Below are 24,531 nucleotides of genomic sequence, written 5' to 3'. Positions count from 1 at the left end.
GACGCGGCCCTCGTCGCAGCAGGCTGGTTCGATCAGCCGGCGCTGATCGAACTGAACAGGTTCTGGATGGTCTGCAGGATGATCTCGGTCAGCAATTCAGCGGCGGAACCGGCCATGACAACGCTCCTCGTAAGTCCTCATCAGGTGAAACGAACAAGTGAAGCGTGCCCTATTCACTTGCCACCGCGCAGCGTTTCGGTGAAAAAAAGTGAACAGAAACGCGAAGGCCGCGCCCCACCGGGACGCGGCCTTCGCAGATCGTGACTACAGGTACTGACCGGTGTTGGACTCGGTGTCGATCGCCCGGCTGGCCGAGGCGTTCTTGCCGGTGACGAGCGTGCGGATGTAAACGATCCGCTCACCCTTCTTGCCCGAGATCCGGGCCCAGTCATCGGGATTGGTGGTGTTGGGCAGGTCCTCGTTCTCGGCGAACTCGTCGACGATCGAGTCGAACAGGTGCTGGATCCGCAGACCCGGGTTACCCGTGTCGAGCACCGACTTGATCGCGTACTTCTTCGCCCGGTCGACGATGTTCTGGATCATCGCGCCGGAGTTGAAGTCCTTGAAGTACAGGACCTCCTTGTCACCGTTGGCGTAGGTGACCTCCAGGAACCGGTTGTCGTCGCTCTCGGCGTACATCCGCTCGACGACCTTCTCGATCATCGCCTCGACGCACGCCTGCTTGTCGCCGTCGAACTCGCGCAGATCGCTCTCGTGCAGCGGCAGCGTCTCGGTGAGGTACTTCGAGAAGATGTCCTGCGCCGACTCCGCGTCGGGGCGCTCGATCTTGATCTTCACATCGAGACGGCCCGGCCGCAGGATCGCGGGGTCGATCATGTCCTCGCGGTTGGACGCACCGATCACGATGACGTTCTCGAGGCCCTCCACGCCATCGATCTCCGAAAGCAGCTGCGGCACAACGGTGGTCTCCACATCGGAGGAGACACCGGAACCACGGGTGCGGAAGATCGAGTCCATCTCGTCGAAGAACACGATCACCGGGGTGCCCTCGGAGGCCTTCTCGCGCGCACGCTGGAAGATGATCCGAATGTGACGCTCGGTCTCGCCGACGAACTTGTTGAGCAGCTCGGGGCCCTTGATGTTGAGGAAGAACGACTTGGCTTCCTTGGCATCCTGACCACGCGATTCGGCGATCTTCTTGGCGAGGGAGTTGGCCACCGCCTTGGCGATCAGCGTCTTACCGCACCCGGGGGGACCGTAGAGCAGCACACCCTTGGGCGGGCGAAGCGCGTACTCACGGAACAGATCCTTGTGCAGGAACGGCAGTTCCACCGCGTCGCGGATCTGCTCGATCTGACGGCCGAGGCCACCGATGTCGGTGTAGTCGACGTCGGGAACCTCTTCCAGCACAAGGTCTTCGACCTCGGCCTTGGGAACGCGCTCGAACGCGAAGCCCGCCTTGGTGTCGACCAGCAGCGAATCACCCGGGCGCAGTTTGCGAATCGGCGAATCGGGGTCTGCCATGTCGTCGTATTCGGCGATCTTGGACAGCGGACCCGACAGCCACACCACCCGCTCCTCGTCGGCGTGACCGACCACGAGCGCGCGCCTGCCGTCGTCGAGAATCTCACGCAGCGTGCCGATTTCGCCGATGGCGTCGAAATTTCCGGCCTCGACGACGGTGAGTGCCTCGTTGAGGCGCACGGTCTGGCCGTATTCCAGTGCGTCGGCGTCGATGTTGGGCGAGCAGGTGAGGCGCATCTTGCGACCGGAGGTGAAGACGTCGACCGTCTGATCCTCGTAGGCGTGGATGACGATGCCGTATCCGCTCGGCGGCTGGCCGAGACGATCGACTTCCTCGCGCAACGCGATCAGCTGCTGGCGCGCTTCTTTGAGCGTGTCCATCAACTTGCCGTTGCGGATGGTCAGCGAATCGATCCTGGCTTCCAATTCGCGTGCGCGATCCGGCGAATCGGCGAGTTGCCTGCGAAGAGCAGCCGACTCGGCGCGTACCGCCTCGAGCTCTCGCCAGGCCGCCGAATCCGAATTCTCGTTGGGGCTCATGATGCTGCTCCTCCCAGTCCCGGTCTATCAACGCTACCGGGCGCGGTCCGTTCTCGCTTTCCGACATGGTTTCGTCGTGATCACATCTTGTACGGTCGGTACGACATCAACCACACATTTGCACCTGTTAGGCTCCCCTAACACCCCGTACGGGGCACTCGCCCAACGAGTCGAAAGGTTGCTGTCCATGCTCCTTCCTCCCCGCACGATCCGTGTCACCGTCGCCGCCGCCGCTGCGGCGCTCGCCGTCACCGTCGGACTGACCGGTTGCGGCGATTCCGACGATTCCTCGACGAATGCCACCACGAGCAGTACCAGTATCGCGGCCGCTCCGTCCAGCGTTTCGGCAACTCCGGCACCTTCGGGTGACAACGCCGCGGCACCCACCGCCGATTCCCTGAAGGCGACGCTGATCAAGTTCGCCGATCCCGGAGTATCCACCGACGACAAGGCGAAACTGATCGTCAACGGCGACGCGCACAAGTCCAACATCGATCAGATGAACGGCATGCTCGCCGGCTACACCCTGACCTTCGCCGTCGACAATGTCGCGGCCAGTGGTGACACCGCCACCGCCGATGTGACGATCACCTCTCCGCACGGCACGGCGCCCGCGTTCCCGGTCACCTGGCAGCAGGAGGGCGGCACGTGGAAGCTCTCCGACGCCAGCGGCTGCCTGCTGCTCGGCTTCGCCCAGGCCCCCTGCACGCCCGCCTGACCGATCGGCACGGCCCGGACGGTCCGCGAGTACCACCCCGGCCGTGTCGTCGCTGTGCACCGCACGCAGGCCACAAGATCACCCGGCCTGGATCGCTCGCGGCCGGCCGGCGGGCCACACCCCCGTAGTTTCACTCAGCGGCCGGGGTAGTTCCGCGCTGTGTCGGCGGCGCGAATTCTGCGATGGTCTCTGGCATGAGCGTTGTTCCCAGTGTCGCGGTGGTCACCGCGAACACCCCGGCCGATCGTGACCGGTTCCTGGATCTGCTGCGGATCTCGTCGCTGGTGGTGGTCGTCGCCGGTCACTGCCTGATGCTGACCGTGACGGTGTCGGGCACCGAGGTGCGTTTCGGCAATGTGCTCGCCGATCTGCCGATGCTGCGCCCGCTCACCTGGGTTCTGCAGGTGCTTCCGCTGTTCTTCTTCGCGGGCGTGGCCGCGGGTGCGCGCGGCATCGGGCCGGGAACATCATGGGGCGCTTGGCTTTTCCGGCGCGCCCAGCGGCTGGTCCGACCGCTCGGCTACTTCGTGGCCGCCTCGGTGGCGCTGCTGGTGGTGGCCGATCTGGTGCTCGCGCCGGGGTGGCACCGTCCGCTCGCGGTGACCAGCGTGCAGCTGCTGTGGTTTCTCGGCACGTACCTGGCGGTGCTGGCGTTCGTGCCGTCGCTCGCGGCGCTGATCACCAGCGGTGGCCGGATGTTCGCCGCGGTCGCGGTGATCGTGGCAGGCACGGCGATCGTCGACGTGGTGCGGCTCACCGGCGGGCCGACCGAGCTCGGCTACCTCAACATGATCGTCTGGCTGGTGCCCGCGGTGCTCGGGATCGGGTATCTGCGTGGCCTGCTGCGCCGGCGGACCGCGGCGGTGCTGGCCGCGGTGGTTCTGGTCGTCGACGTGCTCTTGGTCCTGGTCGGCCCGTACGAGGTGAGCATGGTCACCGTGCCGGGCCAACGGCTGTCGAATCTGGCGCCGCCCTCGCTGCTGCTGGCCGGGCACGCGGTGATGCTGTGCTGCGCCGCCGTCGCCGTGGCGCCCTGGCTGCGCCGTCTCGCCGCCCGCCCGCGCGTCTGGTGGTCGACCGTCATCGGCAACACCGGCGCCATGACGCTGTACCTGTGGCACATGCCCGCCCTGCTCACCGTGCTGGTACTCAGCCACCTGGCAGGCGCCGACCGCGCCGCACCCACCGAATCCGGATTCTGGCTGCTCACGGCGGTGCAGCTCACCGCGACCGCCGCACTCACCGGCGCGCTGTTCCTCGGCCTGCGTGGCCTCGAGAACACACCGCTGCGCTGGTGGGACGGGCCGGTCGCGGCAGTGCGGGGCGTCCGCTCGGCCGCCACCGTGCTGACCGTGATCGCCGCCGGGATCGCGATCCTGCAAGCCACCCGATGGGGCCTCACCCCAGACGGTGGGCTCTGGTTCGCAGGCGCGGCGGCAGCGTTGCTCGCCGCCCGCCTGCTCACCCGCGCGTGATCAGCCCTTGGACGGACGCCGCTGCGGCTTGGGCGTGACGGTGCCCTCGGCCAGCCGCCGCGCGCTCACCAGGAACGCGGTATGGCCCTGCATGCGATGCTCCGGACGCACGGCCAGGCCGACGACGTGCCAGCCACGCACCATCGACTCCCACGAGCGCGGTTCGGTCCAGCATTCCTGCTCACGCAGCGCCTCGACTACCTTCGACAACTGGGTGACGGTGGCGACGTAGACCACCAGCACCCCACCGGGAACCAGCGCCTTCGACACCGCGGGCAACGCGTCCCACGGCGCCAGCATGTCGAGCACGACGCGATCGACCTGCGGGCCCTCGTACTGCGCCACGTCGGCGATCGCGATCGACCAGTTCGCCGGCCGCTCGCCGAAGAAGGTCTCCACGTTGCGGACGGCGTGCTCGGCGTGGTCGTCGCGGATCTCGTAGGAGATCACCTCGCCCTCGGGACCGACCGCGCGCAGCAGCGAGCAGGTCAGCGCGCCCGAACCGGCGCCGGCTTCCAGCACCCGCGCGCCCGGGAACACATCGCCCTCGTGCACGATCTGGGCGGCGTCCTTGGGGTAGATCACCGCGGCGCCACGCGGCATCGACAGCACGTAGTCGGTGAGCAGCGGGCGAAGGGCCAGATACGGGGTGCCGTTGACCGACTTCACCACGGTGCCCTCGTCGTTGCCGATGAGGTCGTCGTGCTTGATGCCGCCGCGATGGGTATGGAATTCCTTACCCTCCTCGAGCACCACGGTGAAGAGGCGTCCCTTACCGTCGGTCAGCTGCACGCGGTCCCCGATAGCGAATGGACCGGTTCGTCTGGCCGTCATTGATCTCCCGTTCTTCGAATGGACCTGTCAGCCTGCCAGGCGCGGCGATCCGCGCGATCGACGGGTCAGCTATTTCGCGGCGGCCGCGCGATCGTGTCGGTGTGTGCGGTTAACCTGCGAAACATGTCAGTGCCCTTGTCCGTGCCCCTGACCGACGACACCGCCGACGCGCCGGTGCATCGGTCGCGTCCGGCGTTGTCGCCTTCGCGGGCAAGCGATTTCAAGCAGTGCCCACTGAAGTACCGGTTACGGGCGATCGATCGGGTGCCGGAACCGCCGTCGCGAGCCGCGGTACGCGGGACCGTGGTGCACGCGGTGCTGGAAGACCTGTTCGGGTTGCCCGCGGCCGAGCGTCAGCCGGCACGGGCCGCCGAGCTGGTACCGGGGGCGTGGGAGCGTGTGCGCGCGGAGCGCGACGGGGTGGACGAGCTCGTCGCCGAGGGTGGGCCGGAAGCGCTGTTCGACGAAGTGCGCACACTTGTCGCGAGCTATTACGCGCTCGAGGACCCGCGCCGATTCGAGCCGCACGCGCTCGAGGAACGGGTCGAGGTCGACCTCGACGGCGATATTCCGCTGCGCGGCTTCGTCGACCGCATCGACGTGGCGCCCAACGGCCTGCTGCGCGTGGTCGACTACAAGACCGGTCGCTCCCCCGGCCCCCTGCACGAGGCGCGAGCGCTGTTCCAGCTCAAGTTCTACGCGCTGATGATCTTGCGCACCCGCGACATCGTCCCGGCCCAACTGCGCCTGATCTATCTGGCCGACAAGAACATTCTCACCTACACACCCGAGCGCGAGGAACTGGACCGCTTCCAGCGCATCCTCACCGCGCTCTGGCAGGCCATCATCGACGCGGGCCGAACCGGGGACTTCCCGCCCACTCGTAATTCGATGTGCAAGTACTGCGACTTCAAGCCTCTGTGCCCCGAGTACGGCGGCACACCCCCGCCCTATCCGGGCTGGCCGGTCCAGGCCCCGGTCCCGGCCGACCTGGTGACAGAACGTCTCCCCGAAGACGTGTGACCGCACTCACTGCGCGGGTTAAGCTACGCACACCCTATGCAACTCGTTGAATATGAGGTGAGCTGACAGATGCATCCTTTCCGCACGGCGGTCGAAGCACGAGACGAAGCGGCCATCGAGGCATTGCTGGCCGAGAATGTGGTCTTCACCAGCCCCGTCGCTTTCCAGCCCTATCCCGGCAAGGCCATCACCGCGGCCATCTTGCGCGCGGTGATCCGCGTCTTCGAAGACTTCCGCTACGTGCGCGAGATCGGCGAGGGGCGCGATCACGCCCTGGTGTTCGAGGCCACCGTGGACGGCAAGCAACTCACCGGGTGCGATTTCGTCCACCTCGACGAGGACGGCAAGATCGATGAGCTGATGGTGATGGTCCGTCCGCTGTCGGCCGCGACCGCACTGGCCGCACGGATGGGCGCGCAGTTCGAACAGATCAAGGCCGAGGCGACCGCGAGCAGCCGGGCTGATTCCTGAGGCTGCCCGCGGCGCGTACTCAGACCGCGAAGTCGCGGAACAGCAGCACCGAAAGACCAAGGCCGACAGCGAGGTTCACCACCGCCGCCGATCCGAAGACCACGATCGGCCGCCAGCCGGCTTCGCGCAGCCCGCGCAGCGAGAACTCCAGGCCGATGGAGACGAAGGCCAGGATCAGGAACCAGGTGCGCAGGTCGTTGATGACGGCGATGTGCGCGGCACCCGTCTTCTTGTCGACCGACTGCAGATACAGCGTGCCGATGATCGACGCGGCGATGAATCCGAGCACGAATTTCGGGAACCTGGCCCAGAATTCGCCGATACTCGGACGAGCGGCACCCTCGGTGCGATCCACGCGGAACGCGAACCAGGCGGTGAGAGCGATCGCCACGAGACCGATGAGCGCGTTCTGCGTGGTCTTGACGATCGTCGCGATCTGCAACGACTGCTCACCCGCCAGCGCACCCGCGGCAGCCACCGCGGCGGTGGTGTCGATATTGCCACCGATCCACGCGCCCGCCACCGCATCGGAGAGCCCGAGAACATCGGCGAGCCAGGGCAACAGGAAGATCGAGGGCAACGCGAAGATGATCACCAGCGACGCCGCGTAGGCGATCTGCTCGCGTCGCGCCTGCACCGCACCCGCCGCCGCGATGGCCGCGCTCACCCCGCAGATCGACACCGCCGACGACAGCAGCGCCCGCAACTTGTCGTCGAGACCGAGCACCCCGCCCAGCCACCAGGTGAACCCGAAGACGATGGTGATCAACGCCAGCGCCTGCACGATCGACGGAGCGGCCGCCGTCACCAGGATCTTCAGATTGATCGAAGCGCCGAGCAGCACCACCCCGGTCTTGATGAAGAATTCGGTCCGGAACCCAGCCGAAAGCCGGTCCCGCAGGCCGATCTTGCTCAGCACCACATTGCCGATCAACCCGATCGCGATCGCGTACACCGGATACTCGACCGTCTTCGCGACCCGCTTGAACGGCGTATCCGCGGCCCACTGCGGAACATGGGTGTCGAAGAACCGCGTCAACGCGCCCAGCGCGAGCACCAGCAGGATCCCGGCCACGATGTCGCGCGCCGTCGGCCGCGTATTCGCCTGCAACGCCGCGGTTTCCGACGTCGTCCTGACCTCCCCCATCACGGCACCAGCCAATCCGGGATCGCGCCGACCAGCACCAGGCCGATCAGGACGAGCCCGACGACGGTAGCCAACCAGTCTTCGTTCCAGCTGAATGCGCTGCCCGGCCGAGGCTCGGGTTGTGTCTGCGACACGATGACTCCTCGCGTTCCTCTTGAGAAACGCAAGGTAGCAACGGGATAACGCGAGTACACCGATTGCACTCACGCTGAATCAATCGACGAGATCGCGGCCGGGGCGCCGCGCGAAACTACCGCAGACGGCGTTCCTCTTCGGCTTCCAGCCGGCGCCGCTCCTCTTCGCGCTCGACCTGCTCCTTCTCGATCTTTTCCTCGTGCTCGTTCTTGTTCGACATGTTCGCCCCGATCATGGATTGCCCGGACAAATCTGCCGTCCAGCCTACTCGCGGCGAGGTTCCAACGGCGGTCGTGACCGATCGCGAAGCAGGGGTCTGCCCATGTACGCGACCCACGCCCCGAGCATGCACAACGCGGCGGCAGGCATCGACACCAGACCGATCGTGCTCATCTCTCGCAGCCACTCAGGCGCTGCGCTGCCCTCGCTGTCGACCCCGAGAATTTTCGACGCCGGGGACTGCCACGCGGCGTTGTCACCGCCGTCGGCCAGGAACCAGCAGAACAACGTCAGGCTCAGCAGATGAGCCCAGAGCGCGACAACAACACATCCCTGCAGGACGCGTGAAGCGGACAGGAACCGCTCGTCGACCACGAGGCCCTTCGCGATCCACCAGCCGGTGCCCAGGCATCCCAGCCACACCGGAGCTCCGAAGAAGATGAAGAAGGCAAACATCCACCCGGCGGGCGCATACGACCGGGCTATCCAGTCGACAATGGGGACCACGAGCACCGCCATGGCAGTGATCCACCTGGTCCAACGCGACATCGAACATCCCTCCCGCAACGACGACCCGCGCCAACTCCCCCGGCACAGCTTCCGTCCCACTCACCGTACCGGCGAGCGCCGAGCACGATCGGGGTCCTACCTTTGGGTCGGCGGATTCCGTTGACGCACAACCGAACCCGAACGTCGCGGGCCCCGAGCGCATCGTGTCCGTAGAGTATCGAGAACCAACAGCGAATCCGCTCGGTGAGGAGAAAAGGTGAACAGCGCTCTATCCAGGACCGTCGCCACTGCCGCTATCGCACTGTCGATCGGAGCCTTTCCCGCCGTCGCATCGGCAACCCCGATCGCGCCCCCGACCGTCGCCCAGCCCATCATCGGAGGTATGCCCACGCCGCCGTTCGACCCGGTGTGCCCCCTGTGCTTCATTCGCGAGGCGCTAGAAAGTCTCTCCGCGCAGTAGGCGGCCGGCGCACGAAGAAGCCCCCCGCCTGACAAACAGGTGAGGGGCCTCGGTCGGAACAGCTCAGAAGGCTCGGCAGGAGCGGATGTCGGTGGCGAGGATGGCCTTGGCGCCGAGGTCGGCGAGGCGGTCCATCAGTTCGTTGCCCTGCTTGCGGGGAACGAGGGCGCGCACGGCGACCCACTCGGGATCGGTGAGCGGCGAGACCGTCGGTGATTCCAGCCCGGGGGTGATCGCGACGGCCTGGTCGAAGAGCGACTTGGGGCAGTCGTAGTCGAGCATCAGGTACTGCTGGGCGAAGACGACGCCCTGGATGCGGTTGATGAGCTGGTTGCGGGCGCGATCGTCGCGGTCGGACCCGGTGCGTTCGATGAGGACGCCTTCGGAATCGCACAGGGACTCGCCGAACGCGACCAGGTTGTGCTGACGCAGGGTGCGCCCGGATCCGACGACGTCAGCGATGGCGTCGGCGACACCGAGCTGGATCGAGATCTCGACCGCGCCGTCGAGGCGGATCACCTCGGCGTCGATGCCGAAGCGGGCGAGGTCGGCGCGGACCAGGTTCGGGTAGGAGGTGGCGATGCGCTTGCCCGCCAGATCCTCGACCTTCCAGTCCTCGCCGGCGGGGGCGGCGTAGCGGAAGCTCGAGCGGCCGAAACCGAGCGACAGCCGCTCGCTCACCGGGGAACCGGAGTCGAGGGCCAGATCACGGCCGGTGATGCCGAGGTCGAGCTCACCGGAGCCGACGTAGATGGCGATGTCCTTGGGACGCAGGAAGAAGAACTCGACCTGGTTGGCGGGGTCGAGAACAGTGAGATCGCGGGAATCGGTCCGTTTGCGGTATCCGGCCTCGCTCAGGATGGAGGTGGCGGCTTCCGACAGCGAACCCTTGTTGGGAACTGCGACGCGCAACATGGGAATGGGGTCCTTTCGGGGAAGTGAGAAACGTGTCGATCGAGACGGATCAGCCGTCACAGATGTCGGTACACGTCCTCGAGCTTCAGCCCGCGACCCAGCATCATCACCTGGACCCAGTACAGCAGCTGGGAGATCTCCTCGGCGAGCGCTTCATCGCTCTCGTGCTCGGCGGCCAGCCAGATCTCGCCGGCCTCCTCCAGGACCTTCTTGCCCTGGAAATGAACGCCTGCGTCCAGCGCGGCCACGGTGCCAGAGCCCTCGGGACGGGTCTGGGCACGCTCGGTCAGCTCGGCGAACAGGGATTCGAAGTTCTTCACGAGTAGAGATTGTTTCATACCCGACCCAGCGGTTTTCCCGGCGCACCGCGCGGTGCGGCACGCCGGGAAACGATCACGCCGGTTGAGCGAGCAGTTCGCGCAGGTCGGCTACGGCGGTGCGCAGGTGATCGGCGAAGGCGTACATCTGGTCGGACACCGATTTGGGGGTGGCCAGGTAGATGTTCCACCGATCCGGCAGCAGCACGTAAGCGATGCCGATGCAGCGCGGGCTGGTCGAGCCGAAGCCGAAGTAGCGGATGTACTTCGACGGAGCCGAGCTGGTCGAGAGGTAGTCGTCGCGCATGACCGTCCAGCCGGGGCTGTCGAACAGCGCGATCCGCTCATCGGCGACGCCGAGCTGTTCGCCGCGGCGGCGCTGGATCCATTCCAGTTCCCACAGGTGCTGCTCGGGCGCCTGCCCGGCTTGGCATTCCTTGGCCCGCGCGACGTGGGCGGACGCGGCGGTGCGCGCCGCGGCCAGCTTGGTCGCGGAGTCGGCGTCGTCGGACACCATCGCGTCGACGAACGCCACCATCTCCGGGGTCACCACGCGCATGGCCTCGGTGCGGCCGTTGCGGAACTGCCGGGTGGCGATGGATTCGTAGGTGGCGCCGGTGAGCCCCTTGCTGCGCCGGTGGGCGAGCTGGTAGCTGAGCTGAGCGAAGGCATCGGGTGAGATGCCCAGCTTCTTGGCCTCGCCGGTGCCGAAGTCGTCGAACGACACCAGCGAGGTGGCCGTGTCGGCGGCGAAGCGGGCGAAGTCGGCACCCGCCGCGGCGATGTCGGCGCGCGCGGCGGAGTCGAGCACGAACTCGATCGGCTCCACCGAGGGCAGCCCCTGCGACTGCGCGCCGCTGGTCGCCGCGTGATCCTGGGCGGTCCGCTCGAGCAGCGCGTCGACGAACGACAGCACGGTGGTGCCGTCGAGTCCGCAGTGCTCGATATTGATGCCGGCCTGACCGTCGGCGAAGACGATGAACGACACCGACTTGTCGAAGTAGCGGTTGCCGCTGTCACCGTGGAGCAGCTGATCGCAGGCGTGCAGTTCGTCGCGCGGGGCGAAGTCTTCCAGGCACACCGAGAACAGCGCCGTCTCCACCGCGTCGAAGGCCTCGACATTGGCGGGCTCGGTGCGCAGCACTTCCCGGCTGCGCGCCCATGCCGCACGGGCTTTCGTGGTGAGATGGCCGACCGAGGTGTCGGTCGCGGCGGGCTTGGTGCCGCCCTTGATCACCGCGCGCAGCCCGTCGACCACGTCGTCGAACGCGTACGGCGCGCCGTCGGGTCCGATGACATCCATCCGGAAGATGTTGCCGCGGTAGAAGACCGCGATGTGCCGGGCATCCGAGGGGCCGGGCCATTCCGGGCTGTAGGGCTTGCGGACGCTGTCCTGGATCTCGCCGGGAATCCGGGTCTCGGAGAACAGGTACTTGTTCTGCCACATCGACAGCGCCTGCCCGCGCTGGGTCACCGGCGGGATCTTCTCCGCGTCCAATGCCAGCTTGTAATCGACTGCCGCCCCGATGATCGCGGCGGCGCGCTCGGCCTGCCCGGCGACGGTCGACGCCGCCAGCGGGGTGTCGTCACGGAACAGGAACACGAAGTTGGCGTTCAGCGCGATCCGGTCCCGACGGCCCAGATACCGGGACGGCCAGAATTCGTCGAGCCAGCTACCGACGCCGGGGGTGGCGTCGTAGTCGGCGAGGGCGGCGTGCAGCGCGCGCCCGGCCCCACCGGGGCGCAGCAGCTCGGCTACCGCGCCCTCGGTGGTGGCGTAATCTTCGGCGCCGAGCAGGGGCTGACACCACTGCAGGAACCGCGCGCAACTGTCGTCCAGACTCGGCAGCGGTACCCGGGGCAGCGTGTCTTCGGCGGCGAACGTGGGTTGGTTCAATCCAAGTCCTCAGGTCTCGATGGGATGCGGGCGGGACAGGAACAGGTTGGCGTAGAGCCAGCCTTCGGCTTCGTGGTCGGTGGTGTCGATTCCCTTGGCCGCCAACGCATCCAGCACTTGTTCACGTTCCTGCGACGAGGCGAACCTCCGCTGCTGGAACATACCGGGACGTTGCTCGCTGCGGTAGCCGAGCGCGGCCAGTTCCTCGGCGATGGGACCGAAATCGAACATCCGCAACACGAAATGCGCCATCCACGGTCGCTTGCGCGGATCTGCTTGGGCGACCCTGGACAGGGTTTTCTCGGTGATGTAGCCGACGCATCCGGTGGAGATCACCAGATCGGCGGAGGCCAGCACACGGCGCTGCGCCTCGGTGGGCTCGGTGGCCTCGAGGTCGGCGTGCACGTAGTCGTGCAGGAGTCCGGCGGCGTGGGCGTAGGTCAGCGCCGGGCGTGCGGCGTCCATCCCGATGAAGCGTACGTCGGGCATCAGATCGCCACGCAACCGCTCCCGGTCGGCGGCGATCAGCCCGATCTTGTCGGTGTCGACGTGATCACGGTAGTGCCCGGCCAATTCGTCGACGGTGGTGTCGGTGCGCAGCAGTGCCGCGTTCACCCCGTAGGAGCACCCGAGGTCGAGCACCGTCGGGATCCGGCCCGGCCGAGCGGCCCGCAGCTGGCGCAGCTGCTCGGCGAAGTGCGGCTTCGCCAGTTCCGGGATCCGGTAGTCCAGCTCGTTCATCCGTGCGAAGTACGCACGCGGATCCGGACTTTCGTAGATGTCGTCGAAGGATGCTTTGCCGGTGGTGTGCAACGGAACGGACATGGGCGGTTCCTCTCAGTCGAGCAGTCGGTCACCTCGGACGGCGTCGGCCGCGGCGGCCACATGGTCGGGCAGGACACGGCCGAACAACTGCCTGGTGCGTTCGACCGTGCCGATCACCCCTGGACGGTCCGTGTAGGCGAAAATCGCCGAATGTCGTTGGCTCGCACCGGCCACCTCGGTGACGCGGTGCAGAGAGAAGCGGCCCTTGAACAGCTGCAGATCGCCGGGGCGCAGTTCCAGCGCGCGAATGAACCGGGTGCCGTTACCGGTGAGCACGGCGCGCACGTCGTCGAGGTGCTCGGCGTGCGGGTCGCGGATATTGGGGCAGTACTCGAACACGCCGCCGGCGTCGGGCTTGCGCGTGAGCATGCTCACGGTGAATTCGTTCGTGTCGAAATGCCACGGATGCGACATCCCCGGCTCGACCACGTTCAGGCACAAACCTGCCAGTGGGTCGGCGAATTCGTGCAGATCCTCGAGTTCGAAACAGTCGGCGACGAAGCGCTGGAACACCGGGTCGGTGTAGAGGCGGTGGATCAGCGCCTCGGCCGGGATCCGGTCGCGGGCCACGAACGCGTTACCGCGATCGAGCACGATCCGCGCCGGATGGCCGGCGGGCAGATCGGCGTCGAGGGGAATGTTGTAGGCGTTGACCCGCTCCACCTTGTAGTGGGCGTGCGGTGCGATCGCCTCCCCCTCGGCGCGCAGCGTATCGAGCAGCTGCGGGCGAATGAACTCGCGCAGCACCGTACAGCCGTCCTCGGCCAGCCCGGCGCGGGCGGCGTCGACAGCCGCCTGCCTGCCCGAACCACCGAGATCGGTGAGTGGATACCGTGCGATGTCGACGATTTCGTCAAGCCCCCGCGTGCCCGTCATGTACCCAGTTTGCGGGAATATTCGGGCGAGCGCCCGTGGTTTCGACAAATCGGGCATATCCCGGGAAGATCACAATCGGGCGAAATCAACTGTGCGGCAACAGTTTTCGTAGATTCAACCTGGGTTTCGGTACTATCACGGTAGGCTATTACGCCCTATCACGCTCCGCTGTCGAAAGATTCACACGCGTGCGTCGAGTGCGACTCGCAGATCATCGACCGACAAACCGATCAGCGACTCCCGGAATACCCGCCCCGGCGCCTCGGGAACCGCGATCTCGCACGGAATCACAATCAGACCGCAGCCCGCGCCCTGTGCCGCGAGCGAACCGGTCGGCGAGTCCTCGATCGCGACACAGTCACCCGGGTCGACCCCGAGCAGTTCCGCGGCGCGGCGGTAGACGGCCGGATCGGGCTTGCCGTGGGCCACCTCGTCACCGCAGACGGAGGTGTCGAAGAAGTCGCGGCCGAGGGTGTCGAGGCCGTATTCGGTGAGCGAACGCTTGGTGTTGGTCACCAGCGCGGACTTCATGCCCGCCTCGCGCACCATCGCCAGCGCGTCCTTGGCGCCGGGGCGCCACGGGATCGGGCCGAGCATCAGCTCGGTGACCCGGCGCTCCAGGAACTCCCCCGCCTCGACGATCGTCTGCGGCGACGGGTCGAGGCCGATACCGTCGAAGAGCATCCGCAGCGCGTTGGGGCCGGAGGCGCCGATCAGGGCGTGGCGGACCTCGTCGGTCAGCTCGCGACCGTGTTCGCGGGCCAGTTCACGAACCGCGATGTCCCACAGCTTCTCCGAATCGAGCAGCGTGCCGTCCATGTCCCACAGCACCGCGGCCGGTCGCGCGCTCACCTGTTACTCGCCTCGTTCTCGTCACACATCGCCGAAATGCCCTGCGCTCGCCGGACCCCGTTCAGGGTAACGGGTCTGCCTCAGACGCCCGATCCGGCGATCTGCAGGTTGCCCGCGTCGCCGGAGACCTGGATCCACCGGTTCTCCGAGGTCACGGTGCCATTGGCGAGCTGATAGGTGAGCGTGACGACCGCGCGGTTCGGCCCGCTGGGGGTGATCGAGCCGACAGTCACCGACCGCACCGACGACCAGAACGACGAGTACTGCCCGAACCCGCCGGTCTGCGCCTGGTAGCCGGGAGCGAGCTGCGCCCACGCCCCGCCGATATTGCCGGGCAGCATGCCGTAGTACCCGGCGATGAACTGGTTGATCCGGTCCGGGGTCGGTGGACCGAACGGCGTGGTGGTGATGGTCGTGCTGGTCGGTTTCGAGGTGGTGGGGGTGGGCTTGGCGGACGTGCTGGTCGGGGTAGCGCCGGTGCTCGTCGCACCGCCCGGCAGGGCCTCGGGCGGGGCGGACACGGTGATCGTTTCCTGCTCGGGCACGATGACGACCGTGCTCACCTTGCCGTCGACCACGGTGGTGACGGTGACCGGCGATGCCGGGACCTGCGCCTGCTGATCGGAGTCACCGCCCCGGTCACGGGTGACCACCAGCACCACCAGCATCACCGTGAAGGCGGCGACGGCCGCGGCCAACAGCAGCACGGCGCGGCTGTTGTTCGCGCGGTCGGTGCGCGACGGCGGGGCGGGGAACGCGGGGTGCAGGCCGGAGCCGTCTGTCGGCCCGGCTGCGGCCTCGGCGCGCAGCTGCGCCTGGGCACCGGCGCGTTCGACACCGTCCGCGGCCGAGGACACGGCGTCGCGCGGCCGAACGAGGCCGGGATCGCCCGCCGCTGCCTGCCGCACCGCGCCTGCCTGCCCAACCCCGCCTGCCGCCGCTCGGTCGCTTGCCCCATCCGCTCGGCCCGCGGCGTTGCCGCCCGCGCCGGACGCCGCACCCCCGCTGACGTCGGACGCATGCGGCACGCCGGTCGAATTTCGGCCAGAGATGGCCGAGCGGGCAGCTTTGGCCTTCGCGAGACCGCTGCCGAACAACGCTGCCGCGCCCGACTTCGCCGGTGCGCCCCCGTTCGCGGGTGCGCCAGCCGACGGAGTCGGCGTCGTGGCCGCCTCGCTCATCGGCAGAATCTTCGTGGCCGAGGCGGGCAGCGCCGGAACACGGCCCGCCGCGACGTCTTCCAGCGCGACCCGGGCCTGCGCCATCGTCGGCCGGTCGTCGGCGGAAGCGGTCAGCAGCCACATCAGGACCGGGGCGAGCGGGCCCGCGTTCTTCGGCTCGGGCACCACACCGCGCGCGACGGCGTGCAGCACAGCCAGGGGGTTGTCGCCCTCACCGAACGGCGGGGCGCCTTCGGAGGCGGCGTACAGCGTCGAGCCGAGAGCGAACACGTCGGCGGCGGGTTTCGGGTTGTCGCCGCGCGCGATCTCGGGCGCCAGATAGGCGGGGGTGCCCGCCAGGAAGCCGGTGGCGGTGACGGTGACGTCGCCGGTCGCGTGCGAGATGCCGAAGTCGGTGAGTTTGACCGTGCCGTCGTCGCCGACGAGCAGGTTGGCCGGTTTCACATCCCGGTGCATGATCCCGGCGTCGTGCGCGGCGGACAGCGCCGCGGCGGCCTGGGCGCCGATCCCCGCCACCTCGATCGGCGGCAACGTCACCCCACCCGCCAGCTTCACCGCGAGGCTCGGCGCGTTCATGTATTCCATGACCAGCCACGGCTGGCCGTCCTCTTCGGCCACATCGAAGACGGTGATGGCGTTGGGATGGTGCAGACGGGCCGCGATCCGGCCCTCCCGCATCGCGCGCAGTTTTCCTTCGAGTGCTTGCGTACCGGTGAGACCGGGTGCGAGCAGCACTTGCTTCACCGCGACGGTGCGCCGCAGCCGGACATCGGTGGCGCGCCACACGACTCCCATCGCGCCCGTGCCGATCGGGTCGGTGAGTCGATAGCGTCCCGCGATCAACCGATCCGATGTCATATCGTGTGCCCCTCCTGCTTACCGCTGAGTCGTCTCGCCCTCCGCGCCACAGCGGGATGAAACTTTCGAAAATCCTACGTGCTGAACTGCTTCGATCCTGTTGCGGGACAGCCCGGTCCATGGACCCAGCGCCGCATCGTGACCAGACTCACATGCGCCGCAACGACAATCGGACCGGTCCGCGGGACCGGTCCGATCTGCCGACGCGTGTATCTCTGTGCCTGCAGTCTCTCAGGCGTTGAAGTATTTCGCCTCCGGATGCAGCAGCACGAACGCGTCCGTCGACTGTTCGGGGTGCAACTGCAGTTCCTCCGACAGCGTCACCCCGACCCGGCCCGCGTCGAGCAGGTCGACCAGCTTGGCACGATCTTCCAGGTCAGGGCAGGCACCGTAGCCGAAGGAGTAGCGAGCGCCCCGGTAGCCGAGCTTGAAGTAGTCCTGGATGTCGGCGGGATCGTCGGCGGCGACGGACTTGCCGTCGACGGTCAGTTCCTCGCGCACCCGGCGATGCCAGTACTCGGCCAGCGCCTCGGTGAGCTGCACACCGATGCCGTGCACCTCGAGGTAGTCGCGGTAGTTGTCGGCGGCGAACAACGCGTTCGCGAAGTCGGCGATCGGCTGACCCATCGTCACCAGCTGGAACGGCAACACGTCGACCTGTCCGGTCGCACGAGCTTGCTCGCGCGAGCGGATGAAGTCGGCGATGCACAGGAACCTGTCGCGCTGCTGACGCGGGAAGGTGAACCGATACCGTTCCGGCGCATCCGGATTCGGCTCGGTCAGCACGATGACCTCGTCACCCTCCGACACCGCCGGGAAGTACCCGTAGACCAGGGCCGCGTGCTGGAGCACACCCTCGGTGGCGAGCCGGTCGAGCCAGGCGCGCAACCGCGGCCGGCCCTCGGTCTCCACCAGGTCCTCATAGGTCGGCCCGTCCCCGGCACGCTGACCGCGCAGACCCCACTGGCCGAGGAACAGTGCCCGCTCGTCGAGCAGACCCGAATACTCCGCCAGCGGCAGACCCTTGATCACCCGGGTGCCCCAGAACGGCGGCGTCGGCACGGGCAGATCCGTGGCCACATCGGAGCGTTCGGGCACCACGATCGGCGCCTCGGCGGCCTTGCGCTCGGCCGCGATCCGCTTGGACCGCTCATGACGCGCCTTGCGCTCGGCGGCCTTCTCCTTGGCGGCGATCGCCGCCGGGCTGTCCGGGTCGAGCCCGCCGCCACGCTTGACGGTCATGATCTCGTCCATCAACCGCAGGCCCTCGAAGGCGTCGCGGGCGTAGTACACGTCGCCGTCGTAGACCGCGGTGAGGTCGTTCTCCACGTAGGAGCGAGTCAGCGCGGCGCCACCGAGCAGCACCGGGAACTGTTCTGCGACACCCTTGGAGTTGAGTTCGCCGAGGTTCTCCTTCATCACCACGGTCGACTTCACCAGCAGCCCGGACATGCCGATCACGTCGGCCTTCTTGTCCTGCGCGGCGTCGAGAATGGTCGCGATGGGCTGCTTGATGCCGAGGTTCACCACCTCGTAGCCGTTGTTGGACAAGATGATGTCGACCAGGTTCTTGCCGATGTCGTGGACATCGCCCTTCACCGTGGCCAGCACGATCCGGCCCTTACCCGCGTCGTCGGTGGCTTCCATGTGCGGTTCCAGGTGCGCGACAGCGGTTTTCATCACCTCGGCCGACTGCAACACGAACGGCAGCTGCATCTGGCCCGAACCGAACAGTTCACCGACGGTCTTCATGCCCGAGAGCAGGGTCTCGTTGATGATCTGCAGCGGCGGCACGGTCTGCATCGCCTCGTCGAGATCGTCACCGAGACCGTTGCGTTCACCGTCGACGATGCGCCGCTCGAGACGCTCGAACAAGGGCAGCAGCGCCATTTCCTCGGCGCGCGAGGCCTTCGACGAGGCCGTCGAGACACCCTCGAACAACGCCATCAGCTTCTGCAGCGGGTCGTAGTCCTCGGTGCGGCGGTCATAGATCAGATCGAGGGCCACCTGCTGGTGCTCGTCGGGGATCCGGCTCATCGGCAGGATCTTCGACGCGTGCACGATCGCCGAATCCAGTCCCGCTTCGACACATTCGTGCATGAACACCGAGTTCAGCACCTGCCGGGCGGCCGGGTTCAGACCGAAGGAGATATTCGACAGACCCAGGGTGGTCTGCACCTGCGGGCGGCGGCGCTTGAGCTCGCGGATGGCCTTGATCGTCTCCTCGCCGTCCTTGCGCGACTCCTCCTGCCCGGTGCCCAGGGTGAACGTCAGGGTGTCGATGATGATGTCGGACTCGGCCAGGCCCCAGTTGCCGGTGATGTCGTCGATGAGCCGCTGGGCGATCGCGACCTTGTGATCGGCCGTGCGAGCCTGACCCTCTTCGTCGATGGTCAGCGCGACGACGGCGGCACCGTGCTCGGAGACCAGCCGCATGATCTGCTGGAACCGCGAATCCGGGCCCGCGCCGTCCTCGTAGTTCACCGAGTTCACCGCACACCGGCCACCCAGGTGCTGCAGACCCGCCTGCAACACCGGCACCTCGGTGGAGTCGAGCATGATCGGCAGCGTCGAGGCGGTGGCCAGCCGTGAGGCCAGCTCGTTCATGTCGTCGGCACCGTCGCGGCCCACGTAGTCGACGCAGAGGTCGAGCATGTGCGCGCCGTCGCGGGTCTGGTCCTTGGCGATCTCGAGGCACCGCTGCCAGTCGGCGGCCAGCATCGCGTCACGGAAAGCCTTGGAGCCGTTGGCATTGGTGCGCTCGCCGATCATCATGATCGACGCGTCCTGCTCGAACGGCACCGCGGTGTACATGCTCGAGACGGCAGGCTCGTGCTCGGGGTGGCGCCGATCCTCGATCGCGGGCAGCGTCTTCTCGACCTCGCGCACCGCCTCGGCGACCTGGCGAATGTGCTCCGGGGTGGTGCCACAGCAGCCACCGACCAGCGAGAGCCCGAACTCGGACACGAACCCGCTCATCGCGACGGCGAGCTCTTCGGGGGTGAGCGGGTACTCGGCGCCGTTGGCACCGAGCACGGGCAGACCGGCGTTCGGCATCACCGACACCGGGATGGTGGCGTGGCGCGACAGGTGCCGCAGGTGCTCACTCATCTCCGCGGGGCCGGTCGCGCAGTTCAGCCCGATCATGTCGATACCGAGCGGTTCCAGCGCGGTGAGCGCCGCGCCGATCTCACTGCCGACCAGCATGGTGCCGGTGGTCTCCACGGTGACGTGGGTGATGATCGGGATCCGGCGGCCCGCCGCGATCATCGCCCGGCGGCTGCCGGTGATCGCCGCCTTGACCTGGAGCAGGTCCTGGCAGGTCTCGATGAGGATGGCATCGGCACCGCCGTCGAGCATGCCGAGCGCGGCTTCGGTGTAGGCGTCGCGCAGCGAGACGAACGGCGCGTGGCCCAGGGTCGGCAGCTTCGTGCCGGGGCCCATCGAGCCGAGGACATAGCGCGGGGTGCCGTCGGCGGACGGACCCATCTCGTCGGCGACATCGCGGGCGATGCGGGTGCCGCGCTCGGACAGATCGCGGATCCGGTCCTGGATGTCGTAGTCGGCGAGGTTGGGCAGGTTGCAGCCGAAGGTGTTGGTCTCCACCGCATCCGCGCCCGCGGCGAAGTAGGCGCGGTGAATCTCGGCGAGCACATCCGGGCGGGTGTCGTTGAGGATCTCGTTGCATCCCTCGAGGCCGCGGAAGTCGTCGAGCGACAGATCCGCGGCCTGCAACATCGTGCCCATCGCGCCGTCGCCGATGACGACACGCCGCCGCAGCGTGTCGAGGAGCGTGGTATCGAACCCGGTGGGCAAGGACGCAGACATGATTCAAGACTAGAGGGCACCCCCGACGAACGAGACCACTGTGGGTGAATCGAGTGGCCTGCGCCACTGTTCCCGGTGGAAACACGCAACACCGTCGGTCACCGCAAAACAATTCGCACAAGACACTAGGCTGACCGGGTGGATGCCAGTGAGACCCCCGAGACGGAACTGCCGACGTTGCGCAATCCCGTCATGGTTGCCGCCTTCGAGGGCTGGAACGACGCCGGCGATGCCGCCAGTGGCGCCATCGAACATCTGGAGTTGATCTGGGATGCCGAGCCGCTGGCCGAACTCGATTCCGAGGACTACTACGACTACCAGGTGAACCGGCCGACAGTCCGTCAGGTCGACGGGGTGACCAGGGAGATCCAGTGGCCCTCGACGATGCTGTCGGTGTGTTCCCCGCCCGGTAGCGACCGCGACGTGGTGTTGCTGCGTGGCATCGAACCGAACATGAAATGGCGCAGTTTCTGCGACGACCTGCTCGAGTTCATCGAGCAGCTCGGCGTGGAGACGGTCGTCATCCTCGGCGCGCTGCTGGCCGATACCCCCCACACCCGGCCGGTGCCGGTGACCGGTTCGGCCTACAGCCCCGAGGCCGCCGAGCGATTCAGCCTGGAACAGACCAGGTACGAGGGTCCGACCGGGATCACCGGCGTACTGCAGGACCAGTGCGTGAAGGCCGGGGTGCCCGCGGTGTCGTTCTGGGCCGCCGTCCCGCACTATGTGTCGCAGCCGCCGAACCCGAAGGCGACGATCGCGCTGCTGCACCGGGTCGAAGACGTCCTCGATATCGAGGTTCCGCTCGGTGAGCTGCCGAAACAGGCCGAGGAGTGGGAAGCCGCGGTCAACGAGATGACCCTCGGCGACGAGGAGATCAGCGAGTACGTGCGCTCGCTCGAGGAGCGCGGCGACGCGGCGATCGACCTCAACGAGACCATGTCCAAGATCGACGGCGACGCCATCGCGGCCGAGTTCGAGAAGTACCTGCGCAGACGCGGGCCCGGCAGCTTCGGCCTCTAGTTCTCGTTCACCGGGAGTTCGCCGCACAGGCGCCTCTCGGCCGCCCTCGGCACGCCGCCTAGACTTTTTCGCGTGCCGACCCTGCCGATCGTCGCCCATCTGCGTGGTTTCGACGACCGCATCGCGGTGCTGCACCCGGCGGGGCCCGACTCCACCGGCACCATCACCTCGGTGACCTATGCCCAGCTCGCCGACCGCGTCGCGGAGTTCTCGGCCGGACTGGGACCGGTTCGCCGGCTCGTCGCGCTCACCGCGGGCAACGATCTCGACTCCCTCGTTGCCTACCTCGGCGCACTCGACGCGGGGTGCGCGGTCTTGCTCACCGGCGAGCTCACCGGCGAACTGGCCGCAACCTACGACCCGGACGTGATCATCGACCGGGGCCGGGTCATCGCGAACCGCTCGCGGTCGGCGCACCGGCTGCACCCGGAGTTAACGCTGTTGCTCAGCACCTCCGGGTCGACCGGGTCGCCGAAGCTGGTGCGGCTGTCGGCGCGCAATCTCAGCGCCAACGCCGAATCCATCGCCGAGTACCTCGGTATCGGCCCGGACGACCGCGCGGCGACCACCCTGCCGCTGTTCTACTGCTACGGCCTGTCGGTGGTCCACAGTCATCTGTTGCGCGGCGCGAGCCTGCTGCTCACCGAGCGCTCGGTGCTCGAGCCCGAGTTCTGGGACGAGTTCCGCGCGCACCGGGCCACCTCGCTCGCCGCGGTGCCCTACACCGTCGATCTCCTCGACCGGATCGGCTTCGCGCGGATGTCACTGCCTGATCTGCGATACGTGACCCAGGCGGGCGGCAGGCTCGACCCGGCCAGGGTCCGGACCTACGCGCGGCTCGGCGCGGCCGCGGGCTGGCGGTTCTTCGTGATGTACGGCCAGACCGAGGCCACCGCCCGAATGGCGTATCTCCCACCGGAATCGGCCGACGAGCACCCCGATTGCATCGGAATCCCCGTCCCGGGCGGCCATTTCACCTTGGCACCGGTCGACGACGGCGCCGCGGAGGAACTCGTCTACCACGGCCCGAACGTGATGCTCGGCTACGCCCGCTGCTCGGCCGACCTGGCCCTGGGCCGCACGGTCGACGCCCTGCGTACCGGCGATCTGGCCCGGCGCACCCCCGACGGGCTGTACCAGGTCGTCGGCAGGCGCAGCCGCTTCGCCAAGCTGTTCGGTCTGCGCATCGATCTGGGCCGCGTCGAATCGGAGCTGGCCGCAGCCGGTTTCGCCACCGCCTGCACCGACGACGGCAGCCGGGTCATCGCGGCGATACTCCCCCGCCCGGCAGCGTCGGCGACCTCGCGCCGAGCGCACGGGGCGGCGGCCGCGCGACTGATCGCCCAGGTGACGGGGCTGCCCGCCACCGCGATCAGCGTGGCCGTCGTCGCCGAACTGCCTCGGCTGGCCACCGGAAAAATCGACTATCCGGCAGTGCGCGCGATCGCGATCACACCGGCGAGCCCGGGTGACGACGTCGGCGCGATCTACGCCGACGCCCTCGGCCTGCCGATCGAGACGATCTCGCCCGCACACAGTTTCGCGGACCTGGGTGGCAGTTCGCTGAGTTACGTCACCGTGGCGGCACGCCTCGAGCGGGTGCTCGGCACCCTGCCCACCGACTGGCCACAACGTTCGATCGCCGACCTGGGGCGATCTCCCCGTACCCGCGCCCGCTTCGGCCGGGCCCTCGACTCCTCGACGGCTCTGCGCGCGATCGGGATCGTGCTGATCCTCGGCTCGCACATCCAGCTGTTCGAACTCTGGGGCGCCGCGCACGTGCTGCTGGCCGTGGCGGGCTACAACTTCGCCCGGTTCGCGGTGAGTTCGGCCCCGCGCGCCCGGCGACTGCGACTCACCGGGCGGGCCGTGGCGATGATCGCGGTGCCGACCGCGCTCTGGGTCCTGATCACGATGGTCTGGCAACCCGGCTATTACGGCTGGCAGAATGTGTTGCTGCTCAACAAGATCCTCGGACCCCGCAATGACACGGCGGGACACCTGTGGTTCCTGGAAGTGCTCGTGTACTGCACCGTGGCCTGCGCGCTGCTGATCCGGATCCCCCGGATCGACGGCTGGGAGCGGCGGGCACCGTTCTGGTTCGCCCTCGGCCTGCTCGGCCTCACCCTGGTCTTGCGCTGGCATTCGTTCGGGCTCTATCCCGCACGCGATATCGCGTTGTCACCGCTGGCCTGTTGGTACTTCGTTCTCGGCTGGGCCGGAGCGAAGGCGACGGCGGTCTGGCAGCGGCTGATCGTCAGCGCCGTGCTGCTGGCTTGTGTGCCCGGATACTTTGGCGTCACCGAGCGGGAACGCCTTGTCATGGCGGGCATTCTGATCTTGATCTGGCTGCCCGCGCTGCGCGTGCCCGCCGTCGTCGCCGTGGTGGCGGTGGCGGTGGCCGACAGCTCGTTGTTCGCGTATCTGCTGCACTGGCAGGTGTACCCGGCGTTCGGCGACCAGCGATTGCTCGCACTGGTGGCCTGCCTGGCCGCCGGAGCGGCCGCTACCGAGATGGTGGATCGGTGCAGGCATCGGATCCCATGGCTAACGCTCCAGGGTCAGCACTTGAGCGGCCGCCTCGTGCGCCAGCTTCGCGATCAGCAGGTCACGCGGAATCGTCTGACCGGCAAGGTGATCGAGTGACGGCACCACCACGTGGTGAGCATCGGCCCGCTTCAATTCCTGGGTGAGTTCGGCGAACGCCGCACCGTCACCCGCGGGTGCTTCGTGGAACGTCGCGGCGAAACACATGCCCGCGGTCCGCGCGAGGCTGCGTAGCGCATCCTCCAATTGGTCGCTCTGACCATCAGCCAGATCGTCCCGCAAGTATCCATAGATCAACGCTTCCACCCGAACCTCCGTTGGATTGGGATCGCTGTTCTGTTGTCGGACCTGTCGTGTACCGATCCCCCCGCGTCGCGCGGCACGCCACGCGGGGG

The 24,531-nt window shown here is 67.6% G+C and carries 21 protein-coding genes; 7 read left to right on the top strand and 14 right to left on the bottom strand.

What is annotated here, in order from left to right; translation table 11 throughout:
- A partial coding sequence (locus tag ACFULV_RS13935; protein WP_378656381.1) for a hypothetical protein occupies positions 1-264 on the top strand: 264 nt, incomplete at its 5' end.
- Here ACFULV_RS13935 and arc read toward each other — a convergent pair.
- Positions 265-2,025, bottom strand: a complete 1,761-nt coding sequence (arc, locus tag ACFULV_RS13930) for a proteasome ATPase (protein WP_056809924.1) — start codon at positions 2,023-2,025, stop codon at positions 265-267.
- 187 nt (positions 2,026-2,212) lie between these two features.
- Between arc and ACFULV_RS13925 the strand changes: the two genes are divergently transcribed.
- Both ACFULV_RS13925 and ACFULV_RS13920 read left to right on the top strand, forming a co-directional pair.
- The gene (locus tag ACFULV_RS13925) at positions 2,213-2,743 is read left to right on the top strand and encodes a hypothetical protein (protein ID WP_378656378.1); all 531 of its coding nucleotides are present in this window, start codon (positions 2,213-2,215) and stop codon (positions 2,741-2,743) included.
- Positions 2,744-2,937: 194 nt separating this feature from the next.
- Complete coding sequence (locus ACFULV_RS13920) at positions 2,938-4,218, top strand: acyltransferase (RefSeq protein WP_378656375.1); 1,281 nt, start codon at positions 2,938-2,940, stop codon at positions 4,216-4,218.
- Here the strand turns inward: ACFULV_RS13920 and ACFULV_RS13915 are convergent, their stop codons facing one another.
- Positions 4,219-5,052: a tRNA (adenine-N1)-methyltransferase gene (locus ACFULV_RS13915; protein WP_378656372.1), complete on the bottom strand. Its 834-nt coding sequence runs from the start codon at positions 5,050-5,052 to the stop codon at positions 4,219-4,221.
- 123 nt (positions 5,053-5,175) lie between these two features.
- On the opposite strand from ACFULV_RS13915, the gene ACFULV_RS13910 reads away from it, so the two are divergent.
- Entirely contained in the window at positions 5,176-6,075 is a 900-nt protein-coding gene (locus tag ACFULV_RS13910; protein WP_378656369.1) for a RecB family exonuclease, read from the top strand.
- 69 nt (positions 6,076-6,144) lie between these two features.
- Complete coding sequence (locus ACFULV_RS13905; protein WP_358182305.1) at positions 6,145-6,546, top strand: nuclear transport factor 2 family protein; 402 nt, start codon at positions 6,145-6,147, stop codon at positions 6,544-6,546.
- 19 nt (positions 6,547-6,565) lie between these two features.
- Here the strand turns inward: ACFULV_RS13905 and ACFULV_RS13900 are convergent, their stop codons facing one another.
- The 11 genes from ACFULV_RS13900 to metH all read right to left on the bottom strand — a co-directional run bounded on the left by ACFULV_RS13900 (position 6,566) and on the right by metH (position 20,566).
- Entirely contained in the window at positions 6,566-7,693 is a 1,128-nt protein-coding gene (locus ACFULV_RS13900; RefSeq protein ID WP_378627408.1) for a YeiH family protein, read from the bottom strand.
- The gene (locus ACFULV_RS13895; protein ID WP_266290015.1) at positions 7,693-7,827 is read right to left on the bottom strand and encodes a hypothetical protein; all 135 of its coding nucleotides are present in this window, start codon (positions 7,825-7,827) and stop codon (positions 7,693-7,695) included. The genes ACFULV_RS13900 and ACFULV_RS13895 overlap by 1 nt, the downstream gene beginning before the upstream one ends.
- A gap of 265 nt (positions 7,828-8,092) precedes the next feature.
- Complete coding sequence (locus ACFULV_RS13890) at positions 8,093-8,596, bottom strand: hypothetical protein (RefSeq protein ID WP_378656366.1); 504 nt, start codon at positions 8,594-8,596, stop codon at positions 8,093-8,095.
- 484 nt (positions 8,597-9,080) lie between these two features.
- A complete protein-coding gene (hisG, locus tag ACFULV_RS13885; RefSeq protein ID WP_378627402.1) occupies positions 9,081-9,932 on the bottom strand; it encodes an ATP phosphoribosyltransferase in 852 nt (283 codons plus the stop codon).
- A 56-nt stretch (positions 9,933-9,988) separates the two neighbouring features.
- Positions 9,989-10,270, bottom strand: coding sequence for a phosphoribosyl-ATP diphosphatase (locus ACFULV_RS13880; protein ID WP_174562637.1), 282 nt, complete (start codon positions 10,268-10,270; stop codon positions 9,989-9,991).
- 55 nt (positions 10,271-10,325) lie between these two features.
- Positions 10,326-12,146, bottom strand: coding sequence for a choline/carnitine O-acyltransferase (locus tag ACFULV_RS13875; RefSeq protein ID WP_378627399.1), 1,821 nt, complete (start codon positions 12,144-12,146; stop codon positions 10,326-10,328).
- Between the two features lie 9 nt (positions 12,147-12,155).
- Entirely contained in the window at positions 12,156-12,971 is an 816-nt protein-coding gene (locus tag ACFULV_RS13870) for a class I SAM-dependent methyltransferase (protein WP_378627397.1), read from the bottom strand.
- Positions 12,972-12,983: 12 nt separating this feature from the next.
- Entirely contained in the window at positions 12,984-13,847 is an 864-nt protein-coding gene (locus ACFULV_RS13865; RefSeq protein WP_378656363.1) for an arpA protein, read from the bottom strand.
- 180 nt (positions 13,848-14,027) lie between these two features.
- Positions 14,028-14,699, bottom strand: a complete 672-nt coding sequence (locus ACFULV_RS13860; protein ID WP_378627393.1) for an HAD family hydrolase — start codon at positions 14,697-14,699, stop codon at positions 14,028-14,030.
- An 80-nt stretch (positions 14,700-14,779) separates the two neighbouring features.
- Entirely contained in the window at positions 14,780-16,738 is a 1,959-nt protein-coding gene (locus ACFULV_RS13855; RefSeq protein ID WP_378656360.1) for a serine/threonine-protein kinase, read from the bottom strand.
- Between the two features lie 231 nt (positions 16,739-16,969).
- A complete protein-coding gene (gene metH, locus ACFULV_RS13850) occupies positions 16,970-20,566 on the bottom strand; it encodes a methionine synthase (RefSeq protein WP_378656357.1) in 3,597 nt (1,198 codons plus the stop codon).
- 192 nt (positions 20,567-20,758) lie between these two features.
- Between metH and ACFULV_RS13845 the strand changes: the two genes are divergently transcribed.
- Positions 20,759-21,589, top strand: a complete 831-nt coding sequence (locus ACFULV_RS13845; protein ID WP_235569430.1) for a PAC2 family protein — start codon at positions 20,759-20,761, stop codon at positions 21,587-21,589.
- 72 nt (positions 21,590-21,661) lie between these two features.
- Entirely contained in the window at positions 21,662-24,235 is a 2,574-nt protein-coding gene (locus tag ACFULV_RS13840; protein ID WP_378656355.1) for an AMP-binding protein, read from the top strand.
- On the opposite strand, the gene ACFULV_RS13835 is transcribed toward ACFULV_RS13840, so the two are convergent.
- Positions 24,137-24,442, bottom strand: a complete 306-nt coding sequence (locus ACFULV_RS13835; RefSeq protein ID WP_056809962.1) for a hypothetical protein — start codon at positions 24,440-24,442, stop codon at positions 24,137-24,139. The genes ACFULV_RS13840 and ACFULV_RS13835 overlap by 99 nt on opposite strands.
- Between the last annotated feature and the right edge of the window lie 89 nt (positions 24,443-24,531).

The organism is Nocardia sp. NPDC057272, from assembly GCF_042668615.1.
Lineage (GTDB): Bacteria > Actinomycetota > Actinomycetes > Mycobacteriales > Mycobacteriaceae > Nocardia.
The sequence above is the reverse complement of the archived record's forward strand: the minus strand, read 5'-3'. Positions and strand labels throughout refer to the sequence as shown.